Genomic DNA, 15,214 nt, shown 5'->3' with positions numbered 1-15,214 from the left:
GGCTCCGGGGCATCCGCCATCTCCGCTCCCCACCGTCGGGCGGCGGATGCGGAGACCGGCGGCGAAATGCCGACATCATCGCATCCTGCCCGGCGTGCCACGCGGCGACTCCGCATCCGCGCGCTGCGCGGGACGAGCCCGCGCCTCAGGCCGCCCGCCGCACCAGTGCGACGGCGTCCGCGGCCGACGATCCCACCCACCGGCCGGCGCGCGCGAGCGGGCCGTCGGCCCCGCCGTCACCCGGCGGCCGCACGCTGCCGGGCGCGCCGCGCGGGCCGACGACGACGCGTGCCACCTCGACGAGACGCGGGTCCTCCGGTGCGCGCCCGACGGTGTCGCCGGCGTGCCACGTGAACGTGAGCCCGTCGGCGCCGTCCTGCAGCACCGACAGGTTGTTGTCGAACCATGGGCCCTTCGTCGTGCGCCAGTCGAAGGGCGGGTCGGGCACCTTGACCGACCGCGCGGCCGCGGCGCCGAACGGTTTCGCGACCCCGTACGACATGACCACCGAGAACCAGCGCATGATGATCGGCAGGGGGTTGCGCACCGGCGAGCAGACGGCCTGCACGATGCGGCCGCCCGAGTCGCGGTCGACCTCGGCGAGGTAGGAGAAGTGCACGTCGCCCGAGAGCACGGTCACGGTCTGCGGGGCATCCCCCCGCTCGCCGTCGGCGAGCTCGGTCGTCGCGCGCGCCAGGTCCTGGAAGCTGCGCTGCCAGGCCGCCCAGTGCTCCAGGTCGACCGCCTGCCGGAGCTGCTCGCCCACCCACGCGGCGCCCCGCCCCCAGGCGCCCTGCGAGACCGCCTCGTCCCACGCCTCGACGTGGTGCAGGCCGATCGGCAGCAGCCACGGCAGCGAGGTCGCGACGAGCACGTGCCGGAACCCGCCGGTCAGGTGCGCGTCGACCCACTCCCACTCGCCGTGCCCCACGAGCGCGCGGTGGTCGGGGTCGAGGTCGCGCGCCGCGCGCGAGTCGACCACCACGAGGCGGAGGTCGCCGAAGTCGCGCGCGAAGCTGAACCGGTAGGTCGAGGGCTCCCGGTCGACCCGATCGGCGAACGCATCGAGCACCTCGCCGAGGTCGAGCTCGTCGTCGCCGTCGTGGGCGGCGATCCGCTGCCAGATCTCGTCCTCGGCGCGCTCGGCGGGCGACAGGTTGCCGAGGTGCTGGTAGACCCAGTACGACGCGAGCCCGGCGACGATGCGACCGTGCCACCACGAGGTGCGCTCGATCGCACGCTTCCAGCTGAGCGACGCGTTCCAGTCGTCGCGCACGTCGTGGTCGTCGAAGATCATCGCGCTGGGCACGGTCGACAGCAGCCACCGGTTCGCGTCGTCCGACCAGGCGAGCCGGTACAGGTGCGCGTACTCCTCGTAGTCCTGGAGTTCCTTGCCGGGCGGCTCGCGCAGGTCGCGGCGCTGCGCGATGAACTCCTGCATGGGCTTGGTCGTCACGTCGGCGTAGACCTGGTCGCCGAGCAGCAGGATCAGGTCGGGGCGCAGCCCGTCGTCGTCGGCCATGGCGAGTGCGAACGCGCGCATCGCGTCGACGCCGTGACGCCGGTTGCCGTACGCATCGTGGCTCACGCTCGTGCGGCACGACCCCCACGCCATGCGCAGGTCGCGTCCGGGCTCGCGGGTCGCGATGACCGAGGCATGGGTGCCGGATGCCTCGGGCCACGCCCGCACGCCGTCGACGTGCACCTCGTACTCGTGGCGCGACCCGGGCTCGAGCCCGTCCACCTCGACGAGCGCGTAGTGGTGCCCGTGCACGGCCCAGGTGCGCGCGGTCCACTCGCGCCCGGCCGAGCGCACGCCCACCCGGGCATCCGCCGCCGTCTCCACCCACACCGAGGCCGAGGTCTCGTCGGTGTAGCGCAGCATGGGTCCGAGCACGATCGGGGAATCCGCCATGCGTTCCGTTCTAGTCGTGCCGGCGAGATCGTGCACGGGCTTGCGCCGGCCGCCCTCACCGCCTAGCGGCAGGCGCGATCAGGCGCCGAAGTAGCGTCCCGGCCGGTGGTTCAGCGCGAGCACGAGGTTCAGCAGCGCCGCCCCGAGCAGGGAATAGGCCAGGCCCAGCGGGGCGATGGTCGCGATCGCGGCGAGCACCGTGACGAGGTCGAACGCCATCTGCACGTAGCCGGCGCGCCACCCGAGACGCTCCTGCGCGAGCAGCGCGACGACGTTGTACCCGCCGAGGCTCGCGCCGTGGCGGAACAGCACCAGCAGGCCGATGCCGGCGAGCAGGTTGCCGGCGATCGCGCCGTACAGCGGGTCGATCGCGAAGCCGGGCATGGCGAGCGGATGCAGCGACGACAGCAGCGACACCGACACGATGGCGATCGCGGTCTTCACCGTGAACCGCCAGCCCTTGCGCAGCGCCGCGAGCACGAAGAACGGCGCGTTGACGAGGAGGAACACGATGCCGAACGGGATGCCGGTGGCGTAGCCGATCAGCAGCGACAGCCCGGCCGTGCCGCCCGTGACCATCTCGGCGGAGTTCAGGAGGAAGAGGCCGAGGGATGCCACGAAGATGCCGGTCGCCATGCCCGTGACGTCGTCCAGGGCGGAGTGACGCGGCGCGGCGGGCGTCGCCGGAGCGGCCGGAGCGGCCGGCACGGCGGGCGCGGCGGGACGGGCATCGGCGGAGGCGGGCGCATCGGACGTCATGATCACCGATCATCGGTAGCAGCCGCCACTCGGCGCAACACGAGCTGCCCGTACTGCGACAGATGCGCACTCCAGTGGCACCCATGCGGCAGAATGCTCACCATGGACGCGATCGACCCGCTCGACGCCCGCATCCTCCTCGCACTGGACGACGAGCCGGATGCGACGATCCTCACGCTCTCCCGCCGCCTCGGCATCGCCCGCAACACGGCGCACGCGCGCCTCCGGCGCCTGGCCGATCGCGGCGTGCTCGGGAAGACGAGCCGCCGCATCGACCCGGCCGCGCTCGGACTGAGGCTCACCGCGTTCATCTCGCTCGAGGCGCGCCAGTCGGACGCCCCTGCGACCGAGGCGGAGCTCGTGCGCATCCCCGAGGTGGTCGAGGTCCACTCCACGACCGGCGACGCCGACTACCTGCTGAAGGTCGTCGCGCGCGACACGTCCGACCTGCGCCGCATCACCGCCGAGATCCTGGCGATCGACGGCGTGGTGCGCTCCGGCACGGTCATCTCCCTCGACGAGGTGATCGGCCCGCGGGTCTCCGCACTGCTGGAGCGCATCGCCGCCGGATGAGGTCCGGATCGGCCGGGCACTATGGCACTGCGCGGCGCGTCAGCCGCAGGATCGGGAACTCGCGGTCGGTCTTCGCCCGCACCCGGTCGAAGCTCGGCCGGGTCTCGATGATGCGCTCCCACGCATCGTCGCGCTCGTGCCCGGCGAGCTGCGCCACGTCGACGGGGATGTGCTCGCCGCCCGTCTCCACGGCGACGTGGTCGGGATGCGCCGCGATGTTGCGGTACCACTGCGGATGCTCCCGCGATCCGCTTGCGGATGCCACGACGATCCAGCCGTCGTCCGACGCGTACCAGCCGACGGGCGTCTTCCGCTCGAGTCCGGTCTTCCGGCCCTCCGTGACCATCACGATCACGTCGGACCCCATCGCGTGCCCGTCGGCCGCCGCGGTGCGGCGCACCATCCACTCGGAACTCTTCCGGTCGAGCCAGCCGTGGTGCCGCGCGTGCGGCCCCCGCGTACCGTTCGCCGTGGGTGCGAATGCCATGGGACTGCCCTCCCCACACGCGGCGCGACGCGCGTCGCGCCGCCACTTCCACGGTACTCCTCGGGCAGCGGGGGCGGGCCAGGGATCGAGGTGCGCGGATGCGGAGATCGCGGGCGACACGCCGGTCCCGAGGCGTCCTGCCCGGCGTGTCGCCCGCGACCTCCGCATCCCGATCACGACCACGAGCGCGAGCGGCTCGCGGGCGACCGCCCGAGGCATCCGATTCGCGTCAGGATGCCCCGGGGACCGTGCCCTCGGCGGAACGAAGGACGCACGCGGCGTGTCGTGCCGGCCGACCCGGCGCGTCGCCGGTTTCGTCCTTCATTCCGCCCACGACCCGCACTACGCGGTCGCCGCGACCGCCGGCCGTGCGTGCTCCAGCGCCCACTCGAGCGCGCGGTCGGCGACGGCCTCCCAGCCGGGCTCGGCGCAGGTCCAGTGCGACCGCCCGGCGAACTCGACGTACTCGGTGACGGCCGGCGACTTGGCGTAGTGCTTCGCGTTCGACCTGTTCACCGATGGCGGCATGATGTGGTCGGCACCGCCGCCGATGAACAGCAGCGGCGCGCGGTCGGCCGCGTAGTCGACCCACGTCTCCTGGTGGCCGGGCGTGAAGTTCGCGAGCAGCCCGTACGCCCAGATCCAGTTGCCGGGCGCGCCGATCGCGTACTTCTGCCACACCGCGTCGGACTCCTCGCGACTGAGCGTGTTCGTGAAGGCGTAGTGGAACTCCTCGGGCGTGAAGGCGACCGCCTGGTGCCGGGTCGCCGGGTTCTTCAGCGCCGGGAAGAGCGACTTCGCCTGCGACAGCGGCGTCACGCGCACCCCCTCGGTCGGCGCCGAGTCGACGACGACGGCGGATGCCCCGAGCCCGCGTGCGAGCAGCAGCTGCGTGAGCGTGCCGCCGAACGAGTGCCCCATGATGATGGGCGGCTTCGGCAGCGCCTCGATCACGCCGGCGAGGTGGTCGACGGTCTCGGGCACGGTGAGGTTCGCGATGACCTCGGGCTGCTCGCGCAGCGCCTCGACCTCGATCTCGAACCCGGGATAGGCGGGCGTGAGCACGGTGTAGCCCTTCGCCTCGAAGTGGGCCTTCCAGCCCTCCCAGCTGCGCGGGGTCATCCAGAGTCCGTGCACGAGCACGATGGTGTCGGGTGCGTCGGGCGCGGGGGCGGGGGTGGTGTCGGTCATGATCGTCATCCTTTTCGTGGTGGGGAATCGTTCTCAGGAACGTCTCGCGGTATTCAGGTGCCGGGGTGGTCGGGTGCCGAAGGCATCCCGTCCGGGGCGCCTCGGCGACGATGCTCAGGAGTCGATGAAGGCGAGGAGGTCGGCGTGCAGCCGATCGCGGTCGGTGTCGGGGAGGCCGTGCGCGCCGTCCGCGTAGACGAGCAGCTGCGCGCCGTCGACCAGTGCGGCCGAACGCGCGCCGCCGACCTCGAACGGAACGATCTGGTCGTCGTCGCCGTGGATCACGAGCGTCGGCACGTCGATGCTCGCGAGGTCGTCGCGGAAGTCCGTCGCCGAGAACGCCGCGATGCACTCGTACGCGGCGCGGTGCCCGCACGCCATCGACTGCACCCAGAACGCGTCGCGCACGCCCTGCGAGACGTCGTTGTTGCGGTTGTGGCCGAAGAACGGCCCGTCGGCGAGGTCGCGGTAGAGCTGGGCGCGATCGGATGCCTCGCCGGCGCGGATCCCGTCGAACACGTCGATCGGCAGGCCCTCCGGGTTGTCGTCGGTGCGCAGCATCAGCGGCGGCACCGCCGAGACGAGCACGAGCTTCGAGACCCGCGCGCTGCCGTGCCGGCCGAGGTAGTGGGTGATCTCGCCGCCGCCGGTCGAGTGACCGACGAGGGCGAGGTCGGTCAGGTCGAGGTGGTCGATGAGGCAGGCGAGGTCGTCGGCGTAGGTGTCCATCTCGTTGCCGTCCCAGGTGCGGCTGGAGCGCCCGTGGCCGCGCCGGTCGTGCGCGATCGCGCGGTGGCCGTGGTCGGCGAGGAAGCGGGCGGCGGCCGCCCACGCGTCGGAGTTCAGGGGCCAGCCGTGGCTCAGGATCACGGGCGACCCGGACCCCCAGTCGGTGTAGAAGATCTCGGCGCCGTCATCGGTGGTGACGTAGGGCATGGGAGCCTCCTCGAGGTGCGGTGAGCGGATGCCTCGATGGTGCGCGCCACGCGCAGGTCGCCGAACCACGTGGTGCACGTAGTCGTGAGCGCGTGGGTGGTGCGCGGCTCAGGAGTCCGAGTCCGGCGATCCTGAGAACGGAGGCCGACGCGCGGACGGCGCGAGGGCGGCGGGTCAGCCCCGGGGCATCCGCTCGGCGAGCTGGCGCCGCGAGGTGACGCCGAGCTTCCGGAACACCTTGCGCAGGTGGTAGTCGACCGTGTTCGCGCTGACGAAGAGGGTCGCGCCGATCTCGGCGTTGGTGCGGCCGGCGGCAGCGAGCCCGGCGATGGTCGACTCGCGCGGGGTGAGCCCGGCCTCGGCGCCCGGCTCCCGGTGGGGCACGTGCTCCCCGGTCGCCGCGAGCTCGGTGCGAGCGCGCTCGGCGAAGGCGACCGCGCCCGCGCGCTCGAAGATCGCCAGCGCCTCGCGCAGCTGCTCGCGCGCCTCGCGGCGGCGCTTCATGCGCCGCAGCCACTCCCCGTACACGAGGTGTGCGCGTCCGAGGTCGGCGACCGCGACGGTCGTGCGCAGTTGCGCGATCGCCTCGAGGTACAGCGGCTCCGCATCCTCGTCGGACGCCAGGATCGCCGCAGACCGCGCCGCGATGCCGCGGATCCACGGCATGCCGCTCACCGCCGCCTGATGCTCGAGCTTCGCGAGCGCGGAGCGCACGAGCTCGGGCCGGCCGGCGCGCGCGCCCGCTTCGACGTAGTCGGGCAGGTGCCGGTACGTCACCTGCAGGAAGTTCCGAGCGACCATCGGCTCCAGCCGTTCGAACGCGTCGCGGTAGTGCCCCTCGGCGATGAGCCGCACGGCGACGGCGTGCATCGTGATCGACCAGACGCCGCCCCAGCCCGACGCCGCGGCGCCCTCCGCCATCGCCTCGACCTGCGCCAGCGGGGCACCGACCCACGCCAGGTAGGCGGCGTTGACCACCTGCTCGGCGTCGTACCCCATCGCCCGCCGCAGCTCGCGCACCTGTTCGATCGTGCGGCCGCACGCGACCAGGTCGCCGACGGCGAGTTCGATCAGCCCGAGCAGCCACAGGTTCGCGTCGAGCGCGCGCAGCTCACCGGCGTCGCGAGCGGCCCGGATCGCGCGGCGGGGCAGCTCGAGGCTCACACGGTCGTCCCACAGCGCCATCGAGGAGGCGACCGCCACGGTGATGAACTCGCCGAGCCGGGCGCCGTCCCACGTCTCGAGCATGTCGAGCGCGGACCGGAGCCTCGGCGCCGACTCGTCGTACGGTCGCAGGATGTGGGCTTCGAGCGCCCCGAGCACGACCGCGAGCTCGCCGTCGGCGACGCCGACGCCCGCACCGATGCGCGCGCCGAGCTCGGGCAGCGTCGTGCCCCGCAGCATCCACTCGGTGGTGAGCGACAGCTCGAACGCGGTGAGCAGGGCGCGCTGCTCGCGCTCGGGATCGTCCGCGTGGAAGAGGTCGGCGGCCTCGAGCATCATGGCCGAGCCCCCCGTGATGCCGTCTGCCTCGCCGATGAACAGGGCGAGCACCGCGCGGAGCGCGAGCACGCGCCCGCGCCCGACCTCGTCGAGGCGCTGCGGTTCGGGCGTGGCCGCGAGTTCCAGCGCGAACTGCGCGGCCCCGGCCGCAGCCGCCGCGTCGGCGGCGTCGAGCAGCCGCCGGTCGCGTCCCGGCCCGGGCGGGGTGAGGTCGGCCGCACGGGCCAGCAGCCGCGCGCGCGACGCCGTGCCGCCGCGACCGCCGGCCGAGTCGGCCGCCTGCACGAGCTGCTCGGCGATCGCCTCGTCGGTGCCGGCGACCGCGACAGCGGCGTGCCAGGCCGCGGACGCCGCGCGACCGGCGCGCTCCGCCACGAGGGCGAGCGCCCGGTGCGCGCGGCGACGGTCGCCCACGGGCATCGAGGCATGCGCCGCCGAGCGCACGAGCGGATGACGGAACAGGACGACCTCGCGCACGGACACGAGCCCTGCGCGCTCGGCCGGCGCAGCGGCATCCGCCCCCAGGCCGAGCAGCTCGGCTGCCGCCTCGATCGTCACGGCGTCGCCGGTCGATTCGGCCGCCGCGACGAGCAACCACCGACGCGTATCGGCGGGCAACGACTCGAGCTGCCGCGCGTAGTGCGCCTCGAGGCGCTCCCCGATCGGCACGGGCGCCTCGGCGACGGCCCACGCGGTGAGCGCTCCGGCCGACGCGGCGTGCGCGAGGTCGACGAGCGCGAGCGGGTTGCCGCCCGTCTCCGCGGCGACCCGGGCGGCCAGGTACGGGTCGATCGGCTCGCTCGCCGAACGGCTCAGCAGGCGGACGGCCTCCGGGGTGGCGAGTCCGTCGAGCTCCAGGGCCGGCACGCCCGCGAGCGCGTGCGCGACCGATGACTCGGGCCGCACCGCGAGCACCAGCGCCACCGATTCGGCCTGCAGGCGCCGGGCGACGAAGGCGAGCACCTCGAGCGACTCGGGGTCGAGCTGGTGCGCGTCGTCGACGACGCAGAGCAGCGGCTCGGCCTCCCCTGCGGCGGCGAGCAGCGAGAGCGTGCCGAGCCCCACCTGGAAGCGGTCGGGCGGGGGGCCGTCGTCGAGCCCCGCAGCGATGCGCAGGGCGGCCGCCTGGCCCGCGGGCACCGACCTGAGGTGGCGCGCGAGCGGGCCGCCGAGTCGCTGGAGCGCGGCGTACGGCATCGACTGCTCGGCCTCGTACCCGTCGACGCGCAGCACGCGCACGCCGCTCGCCCGATGCTCCAGCTCGCCGAGCAGGGTGGTCTTCCCGATGCCCGCCTCGCCCCGCACGACGACTGCACCGCCGGTGCGATTGCGCGCGCGACCGACGAGGGCGAGGAGTCGTTCGAGTTCGCGCTCGCGGCCGAGCAGGACAGGGGCTTCCGCAGCTATGCGCACAACCTAGCCCCGGCGCCGGCCGGGCGTCCAGAGAGCGTTTTCACACGGGGTGGCGGATGCCTCCGGGCCGGCCCGCGTGCCAATCGCAGGACGCTCTCGGCGTGTCGCCTCCTGCGCGCGGCGTGTCGCCCCGTTCGTCCGTCGATTCGCCCGGCCCACGCGCCCGGATGCGGAGTCGCGCGGCGACGCGCCGGCCTCGAGGCATCCGTCTCGGCGTGTCGCATGCGATTCCCGCATCCGCGAACCGAGCGGACCCGGTGGCCGCACGCAGTGGCGCGCGTCGGGGCGGGCGTAGAGTTCGGGCGAGGGCGATGATGCGCGCCACGACGACACGACTGCGCACATGGGCCGCCGTGGGCGGCCTGTGCGGCTTGGCTTGGGCGGCGTCGTTCCGGGCCTACATGGCGGAGATCACCGGCAGCGCATCGACGGTCGGCTGGGTCGGGACCTTCCTCGCGATCCTCCTGCCGGGCGCGATCGTGGGCGTCGCGTTCGGGGCGTCGGCGGCGGCCGACCCGGCGCGCCATCGGCGGGCGCTGCGCTGGGCGGCATCCGCTCCGCTGCTGTTCGCGGCCGTGCCCCTCGCGCTGCCCGGTGCACTGGTCGACTTCCTGACGCAGGGCCTCGGGGGCGGTGCGCTCGGGGTCGCACTGGCGGCCGTCGCGGCGGGATACGCGATCGGCGGCGGACGCCGCACCTGGGCGCGCTGGGCGTGCGGCGTGCTCGCCGGGCTGCTGCTGGTCGGCCTCGCCGCGACCGTGCCCGGCATCGGCGGCGTCACGCTCGGGCTCGCCACACCCCGGGGCGCGTGGGTCGCGGTGCTGGCGGTGTCGCTCGTCGGCGTGCTGTACCTCGCGGCGGCGATCCCGTTCCGGGCGCTCGACGCGCCGCGGCGGGCGGCGCGGGCCGAGGACGTCCACGCCGAGGCGCCCTGACGACACGAGCGATCCGGTTCGCGGAGCTGCGCCGTGACGCGCCGGCGGCACGCGGGTCGCGAGTCGCGGCGGCGCGTCCTCCGCGAAGCCCCCGTCCGCACGCGACGAGCCGCGCCGTCGGCGCGCGTGCCTAGCGGTAGGCGCGCTCGTACGCCCGCGGGGTGTAGTCGACCGCGACGCCGAGCTCGCGCGCGGCGCGCAGCGGGAAGTTCGGGTCGCGCAGCGACTCGCGTCCGACGAGCACGACGTCGGCCGCGCCCGACGCGACCACGTCCGCCGCCTGGCGGGCGTCGTCGATCAGCCCGACGGCCGCGGTCGGCACACCGGTGGCGGTGCGGAGTCCCGACGCGAACGGCACCTGGTACCCGGGGCCGAGCGGGATGCGCGCATGCACGTTGCCGCCGGACGACACGTCGACGAGGTCGATGCCCCGCTCCACGACCCAGCGCGTGACCTGCTCCATCTCCTCGGGGCTCCACCCGCCCTCGGTCCAGTCGGTCGCCGAGAAGCGCATCAGCAGCGGCACCTCCTCCCCCACCTCGGCGCGCACGGCGTCGACGACCTCGAGCACGATGCGCGCCCGGTGCTCGAGCGATCCGCCGTACGCGTCGGTGCGCTCGTTGCTGAGCGGCGACAGGAACTCGTGCAGCAGGTAGCCGTGCGCGGCGTGGAGCTCGAGCAGGTCGAACCCGGCGTCGACGGCACGGCGAGCGGATGCCGCGAAGGCGTCGACGACCTCGCGGATGCCCTCCCGGGTCATCGCGGTCGGCGTCGCGTAGCCGTCGAAGGCCACCGCGCTCGGCGCGAACGCCTCCCAGCCGCCGTCCGCGGCGGGCACGGTGCCCCGCTGCTCGGCCCACGGCTTGTACGTCGACCCCTTGCGCCCGGCGTGCGCGAGCTGGATGCCGGCGAGCGCGCCCTGGTCGTGCATGAAGTCCACGATGGGGCGCAGCGCGTCGCGCTGGTCGTCGTTCCAGAGCCCCAGGTCCTCGGGGCTGATGCGCCCCTCGGGCACGACCGCGGTCGCCTCGACGATGACGGCGCCGGCCCCGCCGCGGGCGAGGGCGCCGAGGTGCACGTGGTGCCACTCGGTGGGCATGCCGTCACGGGCATCCGCACTGTACTGGCACATGGGAGGCACCCAGATGCGGTTGCGCGCGGTGACGCCGCGGAGGGTGATCGGGTCGAAGAGCGTTGCAGACAGGGCGGGACTCCCGGGTCGAGCGGCGTGGCGCGACGAACGACGCACCCGGGCGATCATCGCACGGTGGCGAGATCTGCCCGCTCCCGGCAACGCGTCGGCCGGCGCACGTGTTCCCGACGCGCGAAGCGAATTCGTCGTCGCGAAGCATCCACCGCCGTCGAGGCCGATCGCGCGTCAGGTGCAGATGCCGAGGAGCACGGACTCGACGATGGATCCACCCCAACTGGGCCAGACGGTCGCCGTCACCTCGGTGAGGTCGGGGTCGAAGCTCCTCGGAATGGTCACCTGGATGTCCGCGTGCTCGCCCGTCGCGAGCATCTGAGGCCAGGGCGCGCTCGCGAACGCGATGCCCTCCTGGTCGTCGAGCTGGAAGCTGAAGCCGGCCGCTTCCGGACAGGGATTGGAGACGCGCACGATCAGGGAGATGGTCGCCGCGTCGTCCTCGCCGTCGATGCACGCCCGGAGGAAGTGCACATCCAGCTGGCAGGTGACGCTCGCGGCCGCCTGTGGCGCCACGGCGGCGAGCGCGATCACCGGAACGGTCCAGGCGGCACCGCGGAGGGCCGCGCGCCGGGTGGTTCCCGGCGACAGGGGGTGGTCGGATGCATCCCAGCTCGCGCGCTCCTCGGTCATCGTCGTCCCCTGTCTCGTGCGTTCCGGATCGAGCAACGCTCACATCTGGCGTCCGTCTCGGAGACTATCGGTCTGGAGGTTCCGCTACGGGCGTGTGGACAACGCAGGCTCGTCGGACGCCCGGCTACCCGGTCACCAGGGCAGCCCAGTCGAGCGACTGTCGTCGCCCATCACTCGCACTCCGCGTCGGCCGTCGTCGACGACTGATCGCACGGCTCCGCGGCGAGGTGCTGGCGATGCGGGCGATCGCGCGGCAGACTCGGGAGTCCACGCACGATGAGGAGCATCATGTCGTTCCAGGCCTACCTCGACACGGTCGAGCAGCAGACCGGGCTCACCCCCCGGCAGTTCATCGAGCTCGCGCGCGAGCAGGGCTTCGACGAGGGCGCGAAGGTCGGCCCGATCGTCGCCTGGCTGAAGGCGGAGCACGGACTCGGCCACGGGCACGCCAACGCCGTCGCGCAGGTCATCAGCAAGGGGCCGAAGATCGTGCCGGCGAAGCACGTCGGCTCCGACGGCTCGCACCGCGATGCATCCGACACGCTCTGGCTCGACGGCGCCGCCACGAACCCGAACCGCTGAGAGCCCGAACCCCTGCGAGCTTCGCCGCTCTTCATGAACCTCCGGAGCCGGACTCCGGATCCATGCGTCGGCGGAGAGGTATCCGGCCGATTTCGGCCACCCTGTGGCCACTGACGCAATGTTCGCGACCGGCGACCGTCGTCGCTCCTGAGAAGGGAGAACCCCCTCGGGTGGCGCCGCGTGCGCGGGCCGTTGGTCCCGGGGCGGGCGTCGCCGCCGCCGTAGCGTGGGCGCCGACAGACCATCGAGGTGCGGGAGGCGATCGCCATGTCCTTCGGAGAATCGATCCAGACGGTGCTCCGCAAGTACGCCGAGTTCCGTGGGCGTGCGACGCGGCCCGAGTACTGGTGGTGGGTGCTGTTCCTCGTGCTCGTCGGCGCGGGGTTGAACGTGCTGAACGTGATCCGCCTCGACGACGGCGTGCTGCTCGGCTCGATCCTCGGCGGGCTCTGGGGGCTCGCCGTGCTGCTGCCGAACCTCGCGGTCACCGTGCGCCGCCTCCGCGACGCCGGCTACGGCTGGGGACACCTGTTCTGGCTGCTGCTGCCCGTTGCCGGGTTGATCGTGCTGATCGTGATGACGGCGCAGCCGACGAAGTCGGCCGTGACGGCACCGACCACGAGCAGCGCCGCGCCCGGCACGCCGCCCCCCGCTCCGGCCCACTGAGCGCACCGGCCCGCTGAGCAGTCGAGCGGATGCCCCGGGGCGCCCGGGCCCGCCGGTTCGCCCGCCCATGCACGGATGCGTCGAGGCGACGCTCCGCTTCAGGCGCGCGCGAACACCGCGGCGAGCGCCTGGCCGCCGCCGATGCACATGGTCTCGAGCGCGAGGTCGCCGTCGAGGTCGGGCAGTTCGTGCGCGAGGGTCGCGAGCATGCGCAACCCCGTGGCGCCGATCGGGTGCCCGATGGAGATGCCGCTGCCGCGGGGGTTCAGCCGCGGGTCCTCCGCGTCGAGTCCCCAGTCGGCGAGGCACGCGAGCACCTGCACGGCGAACGCCTCGTTGAGCTCGATCACGTCGAGGTCGGCGAGGGTGAGGCCGGCGCGCTCGAGGGCGCGGTTCGCGGCGGGCACTGGCGCGACGCCGAAGCGCAGCGGGTCGTTGCCCGCCGCGGCCCACGAGACGAGCCGCAGCATCGGCTCGAGCCCCAGGGCGGCGGCGCGCTCGGGGGTCGTGACGATGCAGGCCGCGGCGGCGTCGTTCTGCCCGCTCGCGTTGCCCGCCGTGACGGTGGCGTCGGGGTCCGTCCGGCCCAGCAGGGGCCGCAGCGCGCCGAGCGCCTCGAGCGTCGTGTCGGCGCGCGGGTGCTCGTCGCGGTCGACCACCGTCGCGCCCCGGCGGCCCGGCACGGTCGCCGGCACGATCTCGGCCGCGAACGCGCCCGACTCCCACGCCGCCACGGCGCGCTGGTGCGACCGCAGCGCCAGCGCGTCCTGCGCCGCGCGCGAGATGCCGTACTCGCGCCGCAGCAGCTCGGCCGAGCCCACGTTGCCCTCGGGCGTCGGGAACCGCGCGCCGCCGACGGTCTCGCGGCCGCGCGCGAGCGCATCGTGCAGCAGCAGTCCGCCCGCGGGCAGCCCGCGCCGCCCCTCCTCCGTATAGAGCGGTGCGTTCGACATCGACTCGGCACCGAGGGCGACCACGACATCGGATGCCCCGGTCTGCACCTCCATCGCCGCGTTGACGACCGCCTGGAGGCCCGATCCGCAGCGACGGTCGAGCTGGTAACCGCCCGTCGTCACGGGGAAGCCGGCGTCCAGCGCCGCCACCCGGCCGAACGCCGGCGACTCCATCGTCGGGTACCCCTGCGATCCGATGACGCGTCGACCGCCGCCGGGTCGATGCCCGTGCGCTCGAGCAGCGCCTCGAGCACCGTCACGGCGAGCGTGCGCGCGTGCACCGCCGCGAGCGCGCCGCCGAAGCGCCCGACCGGCGTGCGCAGCGGCGCGCAGATCACGGCGGTGCGCAGCTCGGTCATGCCGCCATCCCCTCGGCGACGGTGAACGGCGCCTCGGTCGCATCCGTCACCTGCTCGAGGCTCACGCCGGGCGCGAGCTCGACGAGCACCAGCCCCGAATCGGTCACGTCGAACACCGCGAGGTCGGTGATGAGGCGGTCGACGCAGCCCCGGCCCGTGAGCGGCAGGGTGCACTGGCGCACGATCTTCGGCGATCCGTCCTTCGCGACGTGCTCCATCACGACGAGCACGTGCTCGGCGCCGTTGACGAGGTCCATCGCCCCGCTCATGCGCTTGACCATCCTGCCGGGCACGGCCCAGTTGGCGATGTCGCCGGCCTCGGACACCTGCATGGCCCCGAGCACCGCGTGCGTCACGCGCCCGCCGCGGATCATGCCGAAGCTCGTCGCCGAGTCGAAGTACGCCGAGCCGGGCAGCACCGTCACGGTCTCCTTGCCGGCGTTGATGAGCTTGGGGTCCTCCTCTCCCTCCCACGGGTACGGGCCGACGCCGAGGATGCCGTTCTCCGAGTGCAGCACGACCTCCACGCCCTCGGGCAGGTGGTTCGGGATGAGCGTCGGCAGCCCGATGCCGAGGTTCACGTAGGAGCCGTCCTCGAGCTCGCGGGCCGCGCGTGCGGCCATCTCGTCGCGGGTGAGCGGCATCATGCCTCCTCGACGGTGGTGGCGGCGGATGCCGCGGGGCCGCCGGACGCCCCGGCGGGCCGCGGCCGCACGGTGACCTTCTCGATCGGCAGGTCGGCCGACTGCTCGGGCGTCAGCGCGACCACGCGGTCGACGTAGATGCCGGGCAGGTGGATGTCGTCGGGCCCGAGCACGCCGGGCTCGACCAGCTCGTCGACCTCGGCGATGGTCACCCGCCCGGCCATGCCGGCCAGCGGGTTGAAGTTGCGGGTCGACTTCTCGAACCGCAGGTATCGTGCTCTCGAGCTCGCCGACCGTCGTGCAGGACGACGTGACGATCGACCTCCCCGACGAGCGCGACCAGCTCGGCACCCGGTCCACGCCGCGGTTCACCGAGCTGCGCACGCACATCTACGAGGAGATCCAGCGCGCGAAGGCGGAGGCTGCGCGCCCCCCGCAGCCCGCCTGAGCCGGCGAGGGCG

16 protein-coding genes and 1 pseudogene are annotated in these 15,214 nt (G+C 73.8%); 5 read left to right on the top strand and 12 right to left on the bottom strand.

Annotation, left to right across the window (positions count from 1 at the left end; genetic code table 11):
• Positions 1-145: 145 nt before the first annotated feature.
• Both ABZK10_RS08515 and ABZK10_RS08510 read right to left on the bottom strand, forming a co-directional pair.
• Positions 146-1,915, bottom strand: a complete 1,770-nt coding sequence (locus ABZK10_RS08515; protein WP_353808752.1) for an alkaline phosphatase D family protein — start codon at positions 1,913-1,915, stop codon at positions 146-148.
• A gap of 78 nt (positions 1,916-1,993) precedes the next feature.
• Positions 1,994-2,674, bottom strand: a complete 681-nt coding sequence (locus ABZK10_RS08510) for a YitT family protein (RefSeq protein WP_353808751.1) — start codon at positions 2,672-2,674, stop codon at positions 1,994-1,996.
• Positions 2,675-2,776: 102 nt separating this feature from the next.
• On the opposite strand from ABZK10_RS08510, the gene ABZK10_RS08505 reads away from it, so the two are divergent.
• On the top strand, positions 2,777-3,247 hold the full coding sequence (locus ABZK10_RS08505) for an Lrp/AsnC family transcriptional regulator (protein ID WP_353808750.1): 471 nt from the start codon (positions 2,777-2,779) through the stop codon (positions 3,245-3,247).
• A gap of 19 nt (positions 3,248-3,266) precedes the next feature.
• On the opposite strand, the gene ABZK10_RS08500 is transcribed toward ABZK10_RS08505, so the two are convergent.
• From ABZK10_RS08500 to ABZK10_RS08485, 4 genes are all read right to left on the bottom strand, one after another.
• Entirely contained in the window at positions 3,267-3,734 is a 468-nt protein-coding gene (locus tag ABZK10_RS08500; protein ID WP_353808749.1) for a nitroreductase/quinone reductase family protein, read from the bottom strand.
• A gap of 342 nt (positions 3,735-4,076) precedes the next feature.
• The gene (locus ABZK10_RS08495) at positions 4,077-4,925 is read right to left on the bottom strand and encodes an alpha/beta hydrolase (protein ID WP_353808748.1); all 849 of its coding nucleotides are present in this window, start codon (positions 4,923-4,925) and stop codon (positions 4,077-4,079) included.
• 114 nt (positions 4,926-5,039) lie between these two features.
• Complete coding sequence (locus ABZK10_RS08490; protein ID WP_353808747.1) at positions 5,040-5,861, bottom strand: alpha/beta fold hydrolase; 822 nt, start codon at positions 5,859-5,861, stop codon at positions 5,040-5,042.
• A gap of 174 nt (positions 5,862-6,035) precedes the next feature.
• On the bottom strand, positions 6,036-8,777 hold the full coding sequence (locus tag ABZK10_RS08485; RefSeq protein ID WP_353808746.1) for an ATP-binding protein: 2,742 nt from the start codon (positions 8,775-8,777) through the stop codon (positions 6,036-6,038).
• Between the two features lie 311 nt (positions 8,778-9,088).
• Here ABZK10_RS08485 and ABZK10_RS08480 point away from each other — a divergent pair, with 311 nt between their 5' ends.
• A complete protein-coding gene (locus ABZK10_RS08480; protein WP_353808745.1) occupies positions 9,089-9,712 on the top strand; it encodes a hypothetical protein in 624 nt (207 codons plus the stop codon).
• 130 nt (positions 9,713-9,842) lie between these two features.
• Here ABZK10_RS08480 and ABZK10_RS08475 read toward each other — a convergent pair whose 3' ends face one another.
• Positions 9,843-10,916 (bottom strand): NADH:flavin oxidoreductase/NADH oxidase, encoded by a 1,074-nt coding sequence (locus ABZK10_RS08475; protein ID WP_353809639.1) that lies wholly within the window; start codon positions 10,914-10,916, stop codon positions 9,843-9,845.
• A 174-nt stretch (positions 10,917-11,090) separates the two neighbouring features.
• On the bottom strand, positions 11,091-11,549 hold the full coding sequence (locus ABZK10_RS08470; protein WP_353808744.1) for a hypothetical protein: 459 nt from the start codon (positions 11,547-11,549) through the stop codon (positions 11,091-11,093).
• A 288-nt stretch (positions 11,550-11,837) separates the two neighbouring features.
• On the opposite strand from ABZK10_RS08470, the gene ABZK10_RS08465 reads away from it, so the two are divergent.
• Positions 11,838-12,131 carry a DUF4287 domain-containing protein gene (locus ABZK10_RS08465; RefSeq protein ID WP_353808743.1) on the top strand — a complete coding sequence of 98 codons (294 nt, stop codon included), beginning with the start codon at positions 11,838-11,840 and terminating at the stop codon, positions 12,129-12,131.
• Between the two features lie 267 nt (positions 12,132-12,398).
• Positions 12,399-12,797, top strand: a complete 399-nt coding sequence (locus ABZK10_RS08460; RefSeq protein WP_353808742.1) for a DUF805 domain-containing protein — start codon at positions 12,399-12,401, stop codon at positions 12,795-12,797.
• Positions 12,798-12,895: 98 nt separating this feature from the next.
• Here ABZK10_RS08460 and ABZK10_RS08455 read toward each other — a convergent pair whose 3' ends face one another.
• From ABZK10_RS08455 to ABZK10_RS08440, 4 genes are read right to left on the bottom strand one after another with little or no spacing between them, the layout of a single operon-like run.
• Positions 12,896-13,924, bottom strand: a complete 1,029-nt coding sequence (locus tag ABZK10_RS08455) for an acetyl-CoA C-acyltransferase (protein ID WP_353808741.1) — start codon at positions 13,922-13,924, stop codon at positions 12,896-12,898.
• Complete coding sequence (locus ABZK10_RS08450) at positions 13,870-14,109, bottom strand: thiolase family protein (protein WP_353808740.1); 240 nt, start codon at positions 14,107-14,109, stop codon at positions 13,870-13,872. Before ABZK10_RS08450 ends, ABZK10_RS08455 begins: the two co-directional genes overlap by 55 nt.
• Positions 14,106-14,753 carry a CoA transferase subunit B gene (locus ABZK10_RS08445; protein ID WP_353808739.1) on the bottom strand — a complete coding sequence of 216 codons (648 nt, stop codon included), beginning with the start codon at positions 14,751-14,753 and terminating at the stop codon, positions 14,106-14,108. The genes ABZK10_RS08450 and ABZK10_RS08445 overlap by 4 nt, the downstream gene beginning before the upstream one ends.
• Positions 14,753-14,986: a CoA-transferase gene (locus ABZK10_RS08440; RefSeq protein WP_436408530.1), complete on the bottom strand. Its 234-nt coding sequence runs from the start codon at positions 14,984-14,986 to the stop codon at positions 14,753-14,755. Before ABZK10_RS08440 ends, ABZK10_RS08445 begins: the two co-directional genes overlap by 1 nt.
• A 38-nt stretch (positions 14,987-15,024) precedes the next feature.
• Between ABZK10_RS08440 and ABZK10_RS08435 the strand changes: the two are divergent.
• Positions 15,025-15,201, top strand: a pseudogene (locus ABZK10_RS08435) (ABC transporter ATP-binding protein); the annotation flags it as partial.
• Positions 15,202-15,214: the final 13 nt, after the last annotated feature.

This window comes from Agromyces sp. SYSU T00194, from assembly GCF_040496035.1.
Taxonomy (GTDB): domain Bacteria; phylum Actinomycetota; class Actinomycetes; order Actinomycetales; family Microbacteriaceae; genus Agromyces; species Agromyces chitinivorans.
The sequence above is the reverse complement of the archived record's forward strand: the minus strand, read 5'-3'. Positions and strand labels throughout refer to the sequence as shown.